The following is a 14,209-nucleotide window of genomic DNA, read 5'->3' as shown; positions in this document are numbered from 1 at the left end:
GGGAATCGGGGCAACGGGCCGGCACGGCGCTCAGTCGCCGTACGGGTTGAAATCGAAATACTGCTTCGCGATCCGGTCGTACGTGCCGTCCTTCAGCATCGACGCGATCGCGCCGTCGATCGACGCCTTCAGCGCGGTATCCGACTGCCGCATGCCGATGCCGACGCCGCGATCGCCCATGTCGAGCGGCGCGCCGACGAATGCGAAACCCTTGCCGCGCGGCTGGCGCAGGAACCCGTAATCGGCTTCCACGGTGCCGAGCAGCGCCGCGTCGAGGCGGCCGTTGACGAGATCGGCGAACACGTCGTCCTGGCTCTTGTACGGCACCACGCCGACGCCGGCCGGCGCCCAGTGCGCGAGCGCCCACGATTCGAACTGCGTGCCCGACTGCACGCCGACGCGCTTGCCGGCCAGCGACGCCGCCGTGCCGTCGAGCCCGCTGCCGGGCCGCGCGACGAGCCGCGACTTGAAGCGGAACAGCTTCGACGAGAACAGGATCTGCTTCTCGCGCTTCGCGGTGATCGCCATCGACGACAGGATCGCGTCGATCTTGCGCGCCTGCAGCGCGGGGATCATCCCGGAGAATTCGAGCTCGACCCACTGGCAGCGCAACTGCGCGCGGCGGCAGATTTCGTTGCCGAGATCGACGTCGAAGCCCTTCAGGCTGCCGTCGGGCGCCTTCGCGTCCATCGGCGGATACGTCGGGTCGATGCCGAGTCGCACCACGGGCGCGTCGAGCGCGGACGCGGACGTGGCGGCCAGGCCAATGCACAGGGAAACGAGCGGGGCAAGGAAACGTTTCATGGTCGACGATAGGCAGGAAAAGGAACGAACGGCATGAGCCGGACTGCCTGCGATCGTAGAAGCCCGCGGCCGCCGCCGGAACCATCGGCTGACTTATCATGATCGGTATTTCCGATCACCGGCCTCGCTGCTTCCCATGGCGTTCACGCTGTCCCAGCTCCGCATCTTCCAGGCCGTCGTCGAGCACGGCAGCCTGCGCGCGGCCGCCCGCGCGCTCGATCTCGCGCAAAGCGGCGTCACGCAGCAACTGCAGGGCCTCGAGGCGACGCTCGGCGCGACGCTGTTCACGCGTACCAACCGCGGGATCGTGCCGACGGCCGTCGGCCAGCGGCTGCTCGCGCGGTCCGGTGCGATCCTCGGCGAATGCGAGCAGGTCGAGCGGGAAATCCGTCAGTTGAGCGGCGCCTACGAAGGCACGGTCACGCTCGGCCTCGTGACCGAGCCGCTGATCGACGCGTTCGCGCCGGTGCTGACCGCGTTCCGCGCGCGCTTCGACAAGGTGGACGTGCACCTGCGCACCGGCACGTCGCGGATGATGATCGGCTGGCTGCGCGAAAGCGCGGTCGATTTCGCGATCGCGCTAGTCGCGAAGCAGACCGACACGACCGATCTCGCGGTCACGCCGCTGCGCACGTCGGCGCCGGTGGTCGTGTGCCGCAACGGGCACCCGGCGATGCATGCGCAATCGCTCGCCGAGCTGGCCGCCTATGGATGGGTGTCCACGCGCTCGCCGAACCTGAGCGCCGACCCGGTCGTCAACCGGCTGCTTGCGTACTTCGACGCGCACGGCCAGCCGCCGCCGAAGATTCTCGCGACCGTCGAGGGGATGTTCGAGACGCTGCAGATTGTCACGCAGACCGATTCGCTCGCGCTCGAAACCGAAGCGATCACGCGGCACGGGCCGTTCGCCGGCGCGCTCGCGAAGATATCGGTGCGCGAACGGGCCGACGCGCAGGACGTGTGCCTGCTGCAGCGCGCGGCCGTGCCGCTGACGCCGGCCGCGCAGGAACTCGCGACGATGCTCGCGTCGTATCTGAGGGTCGTGCGCGGGCGGTAAGCGCATCGGGCCGCGTCGCGGCCCGCATCGCGCCTCGCACGTCAGTCCAGCGATTCCCGCGCCGTCTCGCGCAGCATCGCGACCGCGACCAGCGACAGCACCACGCACGCGGCCACGTAGCCGGCCGGCGCGAGCTTGCTGCCGGTCGTCTTCACGAGCCAGGTCGCGATCAGCTGCGCGGTGCCGCCGAAGATCGTCACCGCGAGCGCATACGCGATCGAGATCCCCGTCGCGCGCACGTGGCGCGGCAGCGACTCGCACATCAGCGCCATTTCCGATGCGGAGCCGAGCGAATAGAACAGCAGCATCAGCGCGGTCAGCGGCAGGATCACCGACAGCGTCGGATGATGGTTCATCAGCCAGAACGCCGGGAACAGCAGCGCGACCAGCACGCCGCGGCCGACGAAGATCGGCAGGCGGCGGCTGCCGAGCCGGTCCGACAGCCAACCGAACAGCGGGCACGTGACCAGCATCACGCAGCCCGACGCGACGCCGACGAACATCGACAGCTTCATCGGCAGGCCGAGCGTATGGATCGCGTAGGTCGGCATGTAGAAGGTCAGGATGTAGGTCGACACCGTGCCGCCCATCACCGTGAGCATCAGCAGCAACACCGTGCGCGTGTGCTTCGAGAACAGTTCGTGCAGCACGCCGCGCTCGATGCCGTGATGGCGGTCGCCGGGCGCATCGTCCGCGAGCCGGCGGCGCAAAAACATCCCGACTGGCGCGATCAGCACGCCGACGAGAAACGGCAGCCGCCAGCCCCAACCTTCCAGCGCATCCTTCGTCATCGTGTTCGACAGCAGCGCTGCGAAGCCCGAGCCCATCAGCGCGGCGCCGCCCTGCGTCGCGAGCTGCCAGCTCGCGCGGAACCCGCGACGCGACGTGCCGCCCTGTTCGAGCAGCGTCGACGTCGCCGCGCCGAATTCGCCGCCCTGTGAGAAACCCTGCAGCAAGCGCGCGAACACGACGAGCAGCGGCGCGGCGACGCCCACCTGCGCATAGGTCGGCGCGATCGCGATCAGGCCGGTGCCGAGCGCCATCAGCATGATCGTCAGGTTCAGCGCGGCCTTGCGTCCCTTGCGGTCCGCGTAGACGCCGAGCACGACGCTGCCGAGCGGCCGCGTGAAGAAGCCGGCGGCGAACGTCGCGACCGACAGCAGCAGCGACGTGGTCGGGTCGCTCGACGGGAAGAACAGCTTGCCGATCAGCACCGCGAAGAAGCCGTACACGGTGAAATCGAAGAATTCCAGCCAGTTGCCGATCACGGCCGCGGCGATCGCGCCGCGCCGCGTGACGGCAGGCGCGCCGGGCGCACCGGCTTCGGCGGCGCCCGTCGACGCGGGGTGCAGCGCGAGATGGTCCTTCTGCATCGCTATCCTCTCCTGTCAATGCGGCCGGAAGCGCCGGCCGCGCGCCGCCGCCGCGATCACTGTCCGAGGTAACGCTCGACGAGGCGCGTCCAGAACGCCGCGCCGATCGGCAGGTTGCGATCGTTGAAGTCGTATTTCGGGTTGTGCACCATGCAGCCGTCCTCGCCTTCGCCGTTGCCGAGCCGCACGAACGAGCCCGGTCGCTGCTGCAGCATGAACGCGAAATCCTCGCTGCCCATCAGCAGGTCGGCCTGCTCGACCACGTGCGCATCGCCGACGAGTTCGCGCGCGACCTGCGCGGCGAAATCCGTTTCGGCATCCGTATTGACGACGACCGGATAGCCTTCGATGTACTCGACGTTGGCAGTCGCACCGTAGCTCGCGGCCTGCGTTTCGGCCAGCTCGGTGATGCGGCGCTTGAGCAGCGCGCGCACGTCGGGGCTGAACGAACGCACGCTGAGCTCGAGGCGCGCGCCGTTCGGAATCACGTTGTTCGCGGTGCCCGCGTGCATCGAGCCGACCGTGACGACCGCCGGCTGCGACGGGTCGACGTTGCGCGCGACGATCGTCTGCAGCGCCATCACGATGCTCGCCGCGACGACGACCGGATCGACCGTGAGGTGCGGCCGCGCCGCGTGGCCGCCGACGCCTTCGATCGTGATGATCGCCTTGTCGCCCGCCGACATGAACGGGCCGCGCCGCGTGAGGAATACGCCGGGCGCCGCGCCCGGATGGTTGTGCATGCCGAACACGGCGTCGCACGGGAAACGCTCGAACAGGCCGTCGTCGATCATCTTCTTCGCGCCGCTGTCGACGCCGTGCTCTTCCGCCGGCTGGAAATACAGGTGCACGGTGCCCGAGAAGTGGCGCGTCTTCGCGAGATGCTGGGCGGCGCCGAGCAGCATCGTGGTGTGGCCGTCGTGGCCGCATGCGTGCATCTTGCCGTGCGTGCCGCTCGCATACGGCAGGCCGGTCGCCTCGACGATCGGCAGCGCGTCCATGTCCGCGCGAATGCCGATGCTGCGCGTGCCGTCGCCCACCCTCAGCGTGCCGACGACACCCGTCTTGCCGACGCCGCGCGTCACCTGCCAGCCCCATTGCTCGAGCTTGTCCGCGACGAGCGCGGCCGTGTCGTGCTCTTCGTACGCGAGTTCGGGGTGGTGATGGATGTGGTGACGGATCTCGCGCAGCCCGCCGGCGGCGGGCATCAGATCCTCGACTTCGGTGAAGCGGGTATCGGTGGTCATCAAGGGGCTCCTGCCGTTTGTCTGCGCACGCCGCGGATGCGTGCGGGAAAGCGAGCCACTATAGCGAGCCGATATCGGTTCAAGAAGATGCGGAATTTTTCACCGTGATAAGTGTTTTTAATCAGGGTTAATACGGGGCTTCGGTCCGGCTCGCGTCGCTTTCGATGAGATTCGAATACAGGCATCCGATGCAGCACCCGTCACGCCACGCCGAATCTCGCGTCGGCATTGCCGGCACTTCAAGCCTCGGATGCCGACGTGACCAACATGTCGATCAAGTTGCGGGACGCGGCCGACAGGCGGCGATGCGGCGCATAGACGACCGAAAACGGCCGTGTGCGCCCGCGCAGATGGGGCAACACTTCGACGAGATGTCCGGCCCGGATCCGGTCCTGAACGATGAAGTCGTAGGTCTGGCAAATCCCGGCGCCGCTCTGCGCCATCGACACGACACCGAGCACATCGTCGGACACCGCGACGTTCGAAGCCGGCAGCCAATCGATGTCCCGATCGCCGTCGCGGAATACCCAGGGCGCGATACGGCCGCTGCTGGGCAGCATGAACGGCAAACAAAGATGGTGCTCCAGGTCGGCCACATTTCCGGGCGTGCCGGCGTGCGCGACATACTCGGGCGACGCGACCAGGCACAGTGCCGCATCCTCGAGCTTGCGCGCGACCAGGCCGCTGTCCGGCAATTCGCCCAGACGGATCGCCAGGTCGAAACCCTCGGCCACGAGATCCACGTTCCGGTTCGCGATGTTCAACTCCACGCGAACGTGCGGGTGCTCCCGCGTGAACCGCCGAAGCAGCGGCGGCAGACGATAGTGCCCGTACGTCGTGGGTACGCTCAGCCGGACATGGCCGGTCAAGGTACCGCCGTGCCCCTGAATGGCCCGCTCGGCGTCATCGATCAGCAGGAACGCCGCGCGCGATTGCTCCAGATAGAGCCGGCCGTGCTCCGTCAGGCTCAACCGCCGCGTGGAGCGACGCAGCAACTGCGTGCCCAACCGGGCTTCCAGGCGTGTGATGGCCCGGCTCAACACGGAAGGCGTGCTGCCCAATGCCACCGCGCCGGCAGTCATCGAGCCTTTTTCGACCACCGTCACGAATGCTTCCACGTCACCGAGATGGTCGAATTTGCGCGCCATCTTGTCCTCCAAAGAACAAAAGCTTTACTTTTTCGCCAGTTTATCTCCGCGACCGAGCCAAATAAAGTGCGTGCGTCGTGACTGCATCGTCGAGTCACCCATTGAAATCCAGGAGCACAGCATGAATGGCGAACATCGCGACCGGCAGGATCTGTCGGTTCTATTCGTACTCACGAGCCACGCAAGGAAAGGCTCGACCGGGGAGCCGACCGGTTTCTATCTCGGCGAAGTGACGCATCCGCTGGCCGAACTCGACGCGGCCGGCATTCCCGTCGAATTCGCATCGATTCAGGGCGGCGAACCGCCCGTCGACGGGCTCGATCTCGATGACGAAATCAACGCCCAGTACTGGAGCGATGCCGCGTTCCGAGACGCACTGCGCCACACGCAGCGGCTCGGCGACGTCGACGCGTCGAAATATGCGGCGGTCTTCTTTCCCGGCGGTCATGGCGCAATGTGGGATTTTCCCCGCAACGCCGACGTGGAGAAGGTGACGCGCACGATCTATGAAGCGGGTGGCGTGGTTGGTGCCGTATGTCACGGCCCGGCCGCACTGGTCGACGTGAAGTTCGACGACGGTACCTATCTCGTCGCCGGCAAGAATCTGAGCGCATTCACGGACGAAGAAGAACGGGCGGTCCAGCTCGATCGCGTGGTCCCCTTCCTGCTCGCGAGTACGTTGAAGCAGCGTGGCGCACTTCACGATCCCGCACCGAACTGGACCGCGAAGGTCGTCGTCGACGGACGGCTCGTGACCGGCCAGAACCCGCAGTCGGCTTCCGGCGTGGGCGCCGCGATGCGTCATCTGTTGCTCACCCGTTCACGACAAGCCTGAAACTTCCCGATGGAGAAAGCGATGTATTCGATGCGCAAGCTCGCCGTTGCGGCAATCCTCGGCATTGCCGCATACGGCGCCCACGCTGCCAACGTGCTTGTGGTGTTGTCGGATTCCGACCACCTCGACCTGAAGGACGGCAAGGTCTTCGCGACGGGCTTCTACCTGAACGAGCTGATGCAGCCCGTGAAGGCGCTGCTCGATGCCGGCCACCAGGTGACCTTCGCGACGCCGGAGGGCAAGGCGCCGACGCTGGACGTCACGTCGGCCGACAAGATGTACTTCAACGGCGACGAAAACGCGATGCGCGACTACCGCGCGTTGCTCGACCGGCTGCAAATCACGTCGCGCGCGCACTCCCCGGTGATCAGCCTGTCGCGGGTGGAGCAGATCGGTTACGCGCACTTCGATGCCGTCTATGTTCCCGGCGGCCATGCGCCGATGCAGGACCTGTTGACCAGTGCCGCCGTCGGCAGATTGCTGGCCGACTTTCACGCGCGCGGCAAGACCACTGCGCTCGTTTGCCACGGCCCGATTGCGCTGCTGTCGACCCTGCCCGATGCGCCGGGCTTCACGCGAAAGCTCGCGGCGGGAAACGCGGGCGACGGCGACATGAAATGGATCTACGCCGGTTACCGGATGACGGTGATCAGCAACGCGGAAGAAGAGCAAGCCAAAGGGCTGCTCGGCGGCGGCGCGATGAAGTTCTATCCGCAGACCGCATTGCAACGCGCGGGTGGCGTTTATAGCAGCAACGAGGTGCCGTTTACCGCGCACATGGTGACCGATCGCGAATTGATCACCGGACAGAATCCGGCGTCGGCGCTGGACGTCGCCGGCGAAATGCTGAAGCGGCTCAAGTAATGCCGTGCAACGGACCGGCCGTGCTGGTTCCTCGATGAGTAAAGTAAAGGAGAAGCAAACCGTGGATCTGCAACTTGAAGGAAAAACCGCGATCGTCACCGGCGCCACCGCCGGCATCGGGATGGCGATCGCGCGAACATTGGCATCGGAAGGCGTCGCGGTCACGATCACAGGGCGGCAACGAGACAAGCTCGACGCAGCCGTCGCCGAGCTCTCTGCTGCCGCGCCGCGCGGCAGCGTACGCGGAATCGTCGCCGACGTAAGCGGCGAGCGAGGCGTCGCGGCACTGATCGATGCACAGCCGGATACGGATATTCTCGTGAACAATCTCGGCTACTACGAAGCGAAGCCGTTCGCGGAAATCACCGATGACGACTGGCTGCGAATGATCGACGTCAACGTGATGTCGGGTGTCAGGCTGTCACGGCATTACTTTCCTCGCATGCTTGCGAAGAACTGGGGGCGTGTGATCTTCATGTCCAGCGAAGTCGGTGCGTTCACGCCGCCGGACATGGTGCACTACGGTGTCAGCAAATCGGCCCAACTCGCGGTCTCGCGCGGCATGGCCGAACTGACGAAGGGAACCGGCGTGACCGTCAACAGCGTACTGCCGTCCGCCACGCGATCCGAAGGCATCGTCGCGTATCTTCGGCAAACCGCGCCTCGGCCCGATATGACCGATGCGGAAATCGAATCGCACTTCTTCGGCACGTATCGTCCAAGCTCGCTGATCGCCCGCATGATCGAGGCCGACGAGATTGCCGCGATGGTGGCGCTGCTTGCCAGCCCTTTGGGCGCGGCATCCAATGGCGCCGCGGTGCGCGTCGAGGGCGGCACCTACCGGTCGATTCTCTGAGCCGCAGGCCGCTTGTCGGCGCACATGCCTGCGTCGCCGTCGACGCGCGCGTCTGGCCGGATACCGCGCGACGCGGTCGGCGGTAGCCGCCGCCGAGCAGCCGCTGGCTCCATCCGCCTTCAAACATATCCTCCGATTGCGGACGACATCGTTTCGTCAGCGGCTTCAAGCTTCCCGACCTCCTCCCCGCGCTATGCAAATCCGTACAACTTCGCCGGGTTCGTGACGAATATCCGCTGCTGCCAGTCCGGCCGCCCGATCCAGCCGGCGATCACGTCCAGCAAGCTTGCGTCGTCCGGCTTGTCCGTCTTCTGCGTCGGGTGCGGCCAGTCGGTGCCCCACAGCATGCGTTCCGGCGCCATGTCGATCAGCGCCTTCGCGACCGGCGCGACGTCGTCGTAGGCGGGCGCGCCCGTCTTGCTGTCGACGTACGGCCCCGACAACGTGATCCACGTATGGCCCTTTTCCACGAGGCGTTGCGCGGTACGAAACGCGGCCGACGACAGTCCGCCGGGCTGCGGCACATGCGCGATATGGTCGATGACGAGCGGGCAAGGCAACGCCGCAAGATGCGGCTCCAGCTCAGGCAGCCGCGCACCCTGCACCACCAGCTCGATGTGCCATCCGAGGTTCGCGATGCGCGCGGCGAGCGGCGCCAGCATGTCGAGTGTCGTCGCACCCGGATAGCTGAGGTTGAAGCGGATCGCACGGATGCCGCCGCGATCGAGCATCCGAAGTTCGTCGTCGCTCACGGTGCCGTCGACCACCGCCACGCCACGCGCGTCGGCGCCGAACTGCGCGATCGCCGCCAGCGTGCAGCGATTGTCCGTCCCGTACGTCGACGGCGTCACGACCACGTTGCGCTTCACGCCGATACGCGCCAGCACGCTTCGGTATTGCGCGACGGTCGCATTCGGCGGGCGCAGCGTCGTGCCCGGCGCGACCGGAAACCGGTCGTCGTAGATGTGCATGTGACAGTCGATCGCCCCGTCGGGCAACCGGAACGCCGGCCGTTCGGTGCCGCTCGACCACGTTTCGTCGGCCGCGGCCAGCCTCGGCGATGCAGCCGAAGCCAGCGCGGCGCCGGCGATCCGGAGGAATTCACGTCTCGCGATGCGCGCCATGATCAGATGGTCCCCGTCTTGCCGACCAGCTTGCCGGCCGCATGATTGCGCGTGAGCAGCAGCAGCGTCGCGACGCTCACGAGCGTGAGGATCGCGAGCGGCATCAACGCGAGCGCGTAGCTGCCCGTCGCCGCCTTCACCCACCCGTATACGTTCACCATCAGCCCGCCGCCGAGCAGGTTCGCGATGGCATTGACCGTCGCGAGCCCGGCCGCCACGGTGCTGTTGGACAGCATGTCGGTCGCGAGCGCCCAGAACGGGCCCTTGAACGAATACGCGCCGACCAGCACCGCGCAGAGCATGCAGATCGTGGGCAGCAGCGATCCGCTCAGCGACGTCGCGAACAGGCCCACGCCGATCAGCAGCATCGGTACGACCGTGTGCCAGCGGCGTTCGCCGAGGCGGTCCGAGCGCCGGCCCCAGTAGACCATCAGGATCGAGGCCACCGCGTACGGCGCCGAGTTCAGCAGGCCGGTTTCCATGACGGTCAAGCCGAACGACTTCAGCAACTGCGGCTGCCACACGGACAGCGTGCTGCCTGCCGCGGAAGCACACGTGTCGACGAGCGCGAGGCACAGCACATAGCGGTTGCGGAACAGTTGCGCAAGCGGCAACGACGGCACCTTCTTGCGCGTCTTGTGGCCGGCGGCCAGCGCGTTCGAGAGCCACGCGCGCTCGTCGTCGTCGAGCCACCTCGCGTTCTCCGGCTTGTTCGTCAGCATGAACAGGCACGCGATGCCGAGCAGCACCGTGGGAATGCCTTCGAGGATGAACAGCCAGTGCCAGCCACGCAGGCCCCAGACACCGTCCATCTGCAACAGCAGCGCGGAGATCGGCGAGCCGATGAAGCTCGCGGCCGGAATCGCGACCATGAACGTCGCGACGATCCGCGCGCGGTACTGCGCGGGAATCCAGTACGACAAATACAGCAGCACGCCCGGGAAGAAGCCGGCCTCGGCCGCGCCCAGCAGGAAACGCAGCACGTAGAACGTCGTCGCGTTGTGCACGAGCGCGGTCGCCGCCGACACGATGCCCCACGTGATCATGATCCGCGCGATCCAGATTCGCGCGCCGTATTTCTGCAGCGCGAGATTGCTCGGCACTTCGAAAAAGAAGTACGAAATGAAGAACAGGCTGCTGCCGAAACCGAAGACCTGCGCCGACATCCCGAGGTCATGGTTCATCTGCAGCGACGCCATCCCCACGTTGCCCCGGTCGATGAAGGCAAGCAGGTAGCAGATCATCAAGAAGGGAATGAGTCGCCAGACGACCTTTCGTATGGTCCGGCGCTCGATCGCGAACGCTTCCATGAAACCGGCTTGCATGTTGTCTCCGTTTATTGTGCGCCTGAGCGCGTTCCTGTGAACCGTTGCCACGCGATGACCGTCACCACGCCGCACGCCAGCACGGCGGCCATGGCGGCGAAGGTGTGTCGCACGCCGAGCGCCTCCGATGCGCTGCCGACGAGCAGGTAACCGAACGGCATCGTGCCGTTGTAGGCCATGCCGTACATCCCGACGAGCCCGCCGCGCACGTGTTCTGGGCACTGCCGCTGAATCGTCGCGTTCGTCGACGTGGCCGCGAACGTGAGGCTGAAGCCGAGCGCGTAGAACGCGGGAATCGATCCCGCCGCATCGGTCGTCGCGGCCAGTACGGCCAGCGCGCCGACTGCCGTCCACGGCGCATACGCGATGAGCCGGCGCGACGCACGCGGCCCGAACGCCGACGACAGCAGCACCGCCGCGCTCAACGAGCCGGCGCCGGCGCACGCGAAGAACACGCCGGTAAAGCGCGCCGCGTCGTGAAAGCCCTGGTCCGCGAGCAGCGGCACGAGCGTCTGGTAGCTGCCGGCGAACAGGTCGATGCACGCGAGAATCGGCAGATAGCGGGCCGAGAACGCATCGGACAGCACGTAGCCGACCGCATCGCGCAGGCCGCTTTCCGTGCGCGACGGGCCGTCCACCGTCGCGGTCCGGATCGACCGCACGCACGCCGCCATGAAGCACAGCGCGAGCGCATAGATCGCGAACGACGTCCGCGGGCCGAGCGTCGGATAGACGAAGCCGGCGATGGTCGGGCCGACCATACGCCCGACGTTGTAGACCATCGTGTTCATCGCGACCGCGTTGGACGTGTGCGTCGGATCCTGCAAGCTCGTCAGCAGCAGCACCTGCCGCGCCGGCGTTTCCACCGCGCTCGACACGCCGATCGCCAGCGCATGCGCGAGGATCAGCTTCACGCCGAGCAGGCCAAGCAGCGACAACGTGAAGAGGCTGCCCGTCAGCAGCAGCGACGTCGTCAGCACGCAGAGCGTCACGCGGCGCGCGTTGGCCGAGCCGATGCGGGAGCCCGCCACCGGTGCGACGATCAACTGCGGCCCGTACAGCAGGAAGTTGAGCAGCGCGAGGATCGCCGCCGAGCCGGACAGGTGATAGATCAGCAGATTCAGCGTGACGTTCTGCGTCCAGCTGCCGAGCACCGACGCGACCTGCCCGCTCAGGTAGCGCCGCAGCGATGCCTCCGTCAGCGCGGGAAACAGCCTGTTCACCCATCCCGCTTGCGTCGCCACGTTCATGACAGCGCCTTTCCGCGCGTTTCGGGCGCGAACAGCACGACCGCGGCCGCGGCGACGAACGCGACGATCGTCGTCGCGAGTCCGAGCACGAAGCCGCCCGACGTCGACGCCAGCGCACCGATGATCAACGGCGCGATGAAGCCGCCGAGCCGGCCGCCGTTGTATGCGAGACCCATGAAGAAGCCGCGCGATGCCGTGTTGCCGATGATCTCCGCGAGGAACGGGCCGGCACCCGCGAAGATGCCGTTCACGCTGAAGCCGGTCAGAAAGATCGCGGTCATCAGCAGCAACGGATTCGCCGACACGATATACACGCCGACGGCCAGCGCGCCGATCAGCAGGTAGCCCAGGAACATCGGCCGCCGGCCGAGCCGGTCGACCCATGCCGAGAACAGCAGGAACCCGGTGATCGCGCCGAACTGCAACGCCAGCACGAACTTCAGGCTATGCACGAAGTCGAGGTGCTTCACCGTGATCAGGAACGTCGGCGTCCACGTGAATACGCCCCAGTAGAGGTACTGCAGGAAGAAGATGAAGCAGAAGGCAGTGAGCAGGCCGCGCACGTTCAGCTTTTCGTGACCGGCCGTGTCGGGCTTGCGAGCCTGCGACTTCGCGTGCCGGCGTTCGAGCCAGATCGGTGATTCCGGCGTCTTGCGCGCGACCCAGAACAGGATGAAGAACGGCGACGCACCGATCAGGAACAGCAGACGCCAGCCGTCGCCGCCCAATCCGCCATGCGTGGCGCCGACGATGCCCGAGATCGCGATCGCGAGAATCGCGCCGATCGGCAAGCCCATCTGCATCAGCGCACCGCCCTTGCCGCGCCGGCCCGGATGCCAGGTCTCCGCGATGAGCGCCGCGCCGGCGGTCCAGGTCCCGCCCATGCCGAGCGCGCCGAAAAAGCGCAACGTGGCGAACGCGTGCGCATCGGGCGCAAATGCGATCAGGCCGGAAAACAGCGAGTAGATGCCGACGCAGAGCAGCGCGGTGCGCACGCGCCCGATCCGGTCCGACACGAAGCCGAACAGAATGCCGCCGATGATCTGTCCGGCCGCCGTGACGCTCGTGAACATGCCGAGCTGCGCCTTGTTCAGCCCGAACTGCAGCGCGAGCGTCGGCAGCAGCAGCGACAGCAGGAATGAGTCGTAGCTCTCGAACGTCCAGCCGAGCCCCGCGAGCGACAGCGAACGCCACTCGATACCGGTCACGCGCGTGAGCCCTTTTTCCGCGGCGGCGGCATCGATGTCCTGCGTCGCCACGGTTGCAGTCGTCTTCATGGGTTGTCTCCGGGAATCGCGACGCGATACGTCGAGGCGGCCGTCCGGCTGAACAGCGCGGCCTTTTCGTCGACCGACATCGCGGACGCGAGTCGTTTGAAGGCGTTCCACAGCACGCGATAGCCGAACATCCCCTTGTCGACGGGGAAGTTGCTTTCGAACATGCAGCGATCGACGCCGAAAAGCTCGACGCAGGTATCGAAATACGGCTGCCACGCGGCCGCCAGGTCCTGCGACGACGGCGGCAGCGCGCGCGCGGCGAAGTCGAAACCGAACACGGTCATGCCCGCGCCGCCGAGCTTCATGCGCGTGTTCGGCAACGCGGCGAGACGCGCGAGTTGCCGTTTCCACTGCGCATGCACTTCGGCACGCCGGCCGGCATGCGGCCCCACGCCGACGGGGCCGCCAAAATGGTCGATGACGACGACGACGTCCTCGGACGCGCGCGCGAGTTCGTACAGGTCGTCGAGCTGCGTGTGATAGACCCACGCGTCGAGCGACAGCCCGTAGCGGCCGAGCGTCGTCACGCCCTGCCTGAAAGCCTGCTCCGACATCCGGTCGCGCGGCGGCGTCACCGGGCTCGACCGCACGTCGGGGCTCGCATGCCACGCGAGCGGATTGCGGATGCCGCGCAATCGCCCGCCGGACACCTGCAGCATCGTGTCGAGCACCGCATCGAGTTCCGCGCCGAGCGACAGATCGGCGCCGCCGACGATGGCCTCGCAACAGCGCGTGGGGCCGTATGCGCCGCTATCGAACATCGCGGCGATGCCGCTCGCGAATGCCACTTCGCCCACCGGCTTGAACGCCTCCGGCCCGCTTGCACGCAACATCGAGCGGCACTGCACGTAGACCGTCGACACGATCCGATGCCCGCCGCGCACGTCCGCGCCGAACTCGTCCGCGAGATAGCGCCCGGTCTGGCGGTCCCACAGGTGATGGTGGGCGTCGACGATGGCGAGTTCGGGTTCGAGCACCGGCTCGTCGCGCAATGCGAGCCACTCGGGCCTGACCGGCAGATGGGGCGCGTGAACGGTCTGCATCGCACT

At 66.8% G+C, this 14,209-nt stretch carries 13 protein-coding genes; 4 read left to right on the top strand and 9 right to left on the bottom strand.

Annotation, left to right across the window (positions count from 1 at the left end):
* Window positions 1-30: 30 nt before the first annotated feature.
* The gene (locus tag H0X91_RS14790) at window positions 31-804 is read right to left on the bottom strand and encodes a transporter substrate-binding domain-containing protein (protein ID WP_034203235.1); all 774 of its coding nucleotides are present in this window, start codon (window positions 802-804) and stop codon (window positions 31-33) included.
* A gap of 136 nt (window positions 805-940) precedes the next feature.
* On the opposite strand from H0X91_RS14790, the gene H0X91_RS14785 reads away from it, so the two are divergent.
* Complete coding sequence (locus H0X91_RS14785; protein ID WP_006482592.1) at window positions 941-1,861, top strand: LysR family transcriptional regulator; 921 nt, start codon at window positions 941-943, stop codon at window positions 1,859-1,861.
* Window positions 1,862-1,902: 41 nt separating this feature from the next.
* Here H0X91_RS14785 and H0X91_RS14780 read toward each other — a convergent pair whose 3' ends face one another.
* From H0X91_RS14780 to H0X91_RS14770, 3 genes are all read right to left on the bottom strand, one after another.
* Window positions 1,903-3,234 (bottom strand): MFS transporter, encoded by a 1,332-nt coding sequence (locus tag H0X91_RS14780; RefSeq protein WP_062885007.1) that lies wholly within the window; start codon window positions 3,232-3,234, stop codon window positions 1,903-1,905.
* Between the two features lie 56 nt (window positions 3,235-3,290).
* Window positions 3,291-4,481 carry a M20 aminoacylase family protein gene (locus H0X91_RS14775; protein WP_006482607.1) on the bottom strand — a complete coding sequence of 397 codons (1,191 nt, stop codon included), beginning with the start codon at window positions 4,479-4,481 and terminating at the stop codon, window positions 3,291-3,293.
* Window positions 4,482-4,720: 239 nt separating this feature from the next.
* On the bottom strand, window positions 4,721-5,629 hold the full coding sequence (locus H0X91_RS14770; RefSeq protein WP_060264822.1) for a LysR family transcriptional regulator: 909 nt from the start codon (window positions 5,627-5,629) through the stop codon (window positions 4,721-4,723).
* Between the two features lie 121 nt (window positions 5,630-5,750).
* Here H0X91_RS14770 and H0X91_RS14765 point away from each other — a divergent pair, with 121 nt between their 5' ends.
* The 3 genes from H0X91_RS14765 (at window position 5,751) to H0X91_RS14755 (ending at window position 8,184) form a co-directional block, all read left to right on the top strand.
* A complete protein-coding gene (locus tag H0X91_RS14765) occupies window positions 5,751-6,464 on the top strand; it encodes a type 1 glutamine amidotransferase domain-containing protein (protein WP_196433119.1) in 714 nt (237 codons plus the stop codon).
* A gap of 9 nt (window positions 6,465-6,473) precedes the next feature.
* Window positions 6,474-7,328, top strand: a complete 855-nt coding sequence (locus H0X91_RS14760; RefSeq protein ID WP_230205719.1) for a type 1 glutamine amidotransferase domain-containing protein — start codon at window positions 6,474-6,476, stop codon at window positions 7,326-7,328.
* Between the two features lie 61 nt (window positions 7,329-7,389).
* Entirely contained in the window at window positions 7,390-8,184 is a 795-nt protein-coding gene (locus H0X91_RS14755; RefSeq protein WP_048987665.1) for an SDR family NAD(P)-dependent oxidoreductase, read from the top strand.
* A gap of 191 nt (window positions 8,185-8,375) precedes the next feature.
* Here the strand turns inward: H0X91_RS14755 and H0X91_RS14750 are convergent, their stop codons facing one another.
* Genes H0X91_RS14750 through H0X91_RS14730 form a run of 5 tightly spaced genes read right to left on the bottom strand, consistent with a single transcriptional unit; the run spans window position 8,376 to window position 14,203 of the window.
* Window positions 8,376-9,308: an amidohydrolase family protein gene (locus H0X91_RS14750; protein WP_062885008.1), complete on the bottom strand. Its 933-nt coding sequence runs from the start codon at window positions 9,306-9,308 to the stop codon at window positions 8,376-8,378.
* Window positions 9,309-9,310: 2 nt separating this feature from the next.
* A complete protein-coding gene (locus tag H0X91_RS14745) occupies window positions 9,311-10,633 on the bottom strand; it encodes an MFS transporter (RefSeq protein WP_196433108.1) in 1,323 nt (440 codons plus the stop codon).
* Window positions 10,634-10,644: 11 nt separating this feature from the next.
* Window positions 10,645-11,883, bottom strand: coding sequence for an MFS transporter (locus H0X91_RS14740; protein ID WP_196433107.1), 1,239 nt, complete (start codon window positions 11,881-11,883; stop codon window positions 10,645-10,647).
* Complete coding sequence (locus H0X91_RS14735; protein ID WP_006494206.1) at window positions 11,880-13,160, bottom strand: MFS transporter; 1,281 nt, start codon at window positions 13,158-13,160, stop codon at window positions 11,880-11,882. The genes H0X91_RS14740 and H0X91_RS14735 overlap by 4 nt, the downstream gene beginning before the upstream one ends.
* Window positions 13,157-14,203 (bottom strand): amidohydrolase family protein, encoded by a 1,047-nt coding sequence (locus tag H0X91_RS14730; RefSeq protein ID WP_062885011.1) that lies wholly within the window; start codon window positions 14,201-14,203, stop codon window positions 13,157-13,159. The genes H0X91_RS14735 and H0X91_RS14730 overlap by 4 nt, the downstream gene beginning before the upstream one ends.
* Window positions 14,204-14,209: the final 6 nt, after the last annotated feature.

This window comes from Burkholderia sp. 9777_1386 (assembly GCF_015712265.1).
Taxonomy (GTDB): domain Bacteria; phylum Pseudomonadota; class Gammaproteobacteria; order Burkholderiales; family Burkholderiaceae; genus Burkholderia; species Burkholderia cenocepacia.
Note: the sequence above shows the minus strand (reverse complement) of the source record. Positions and strands in the feature narration are given on the sequence as shown.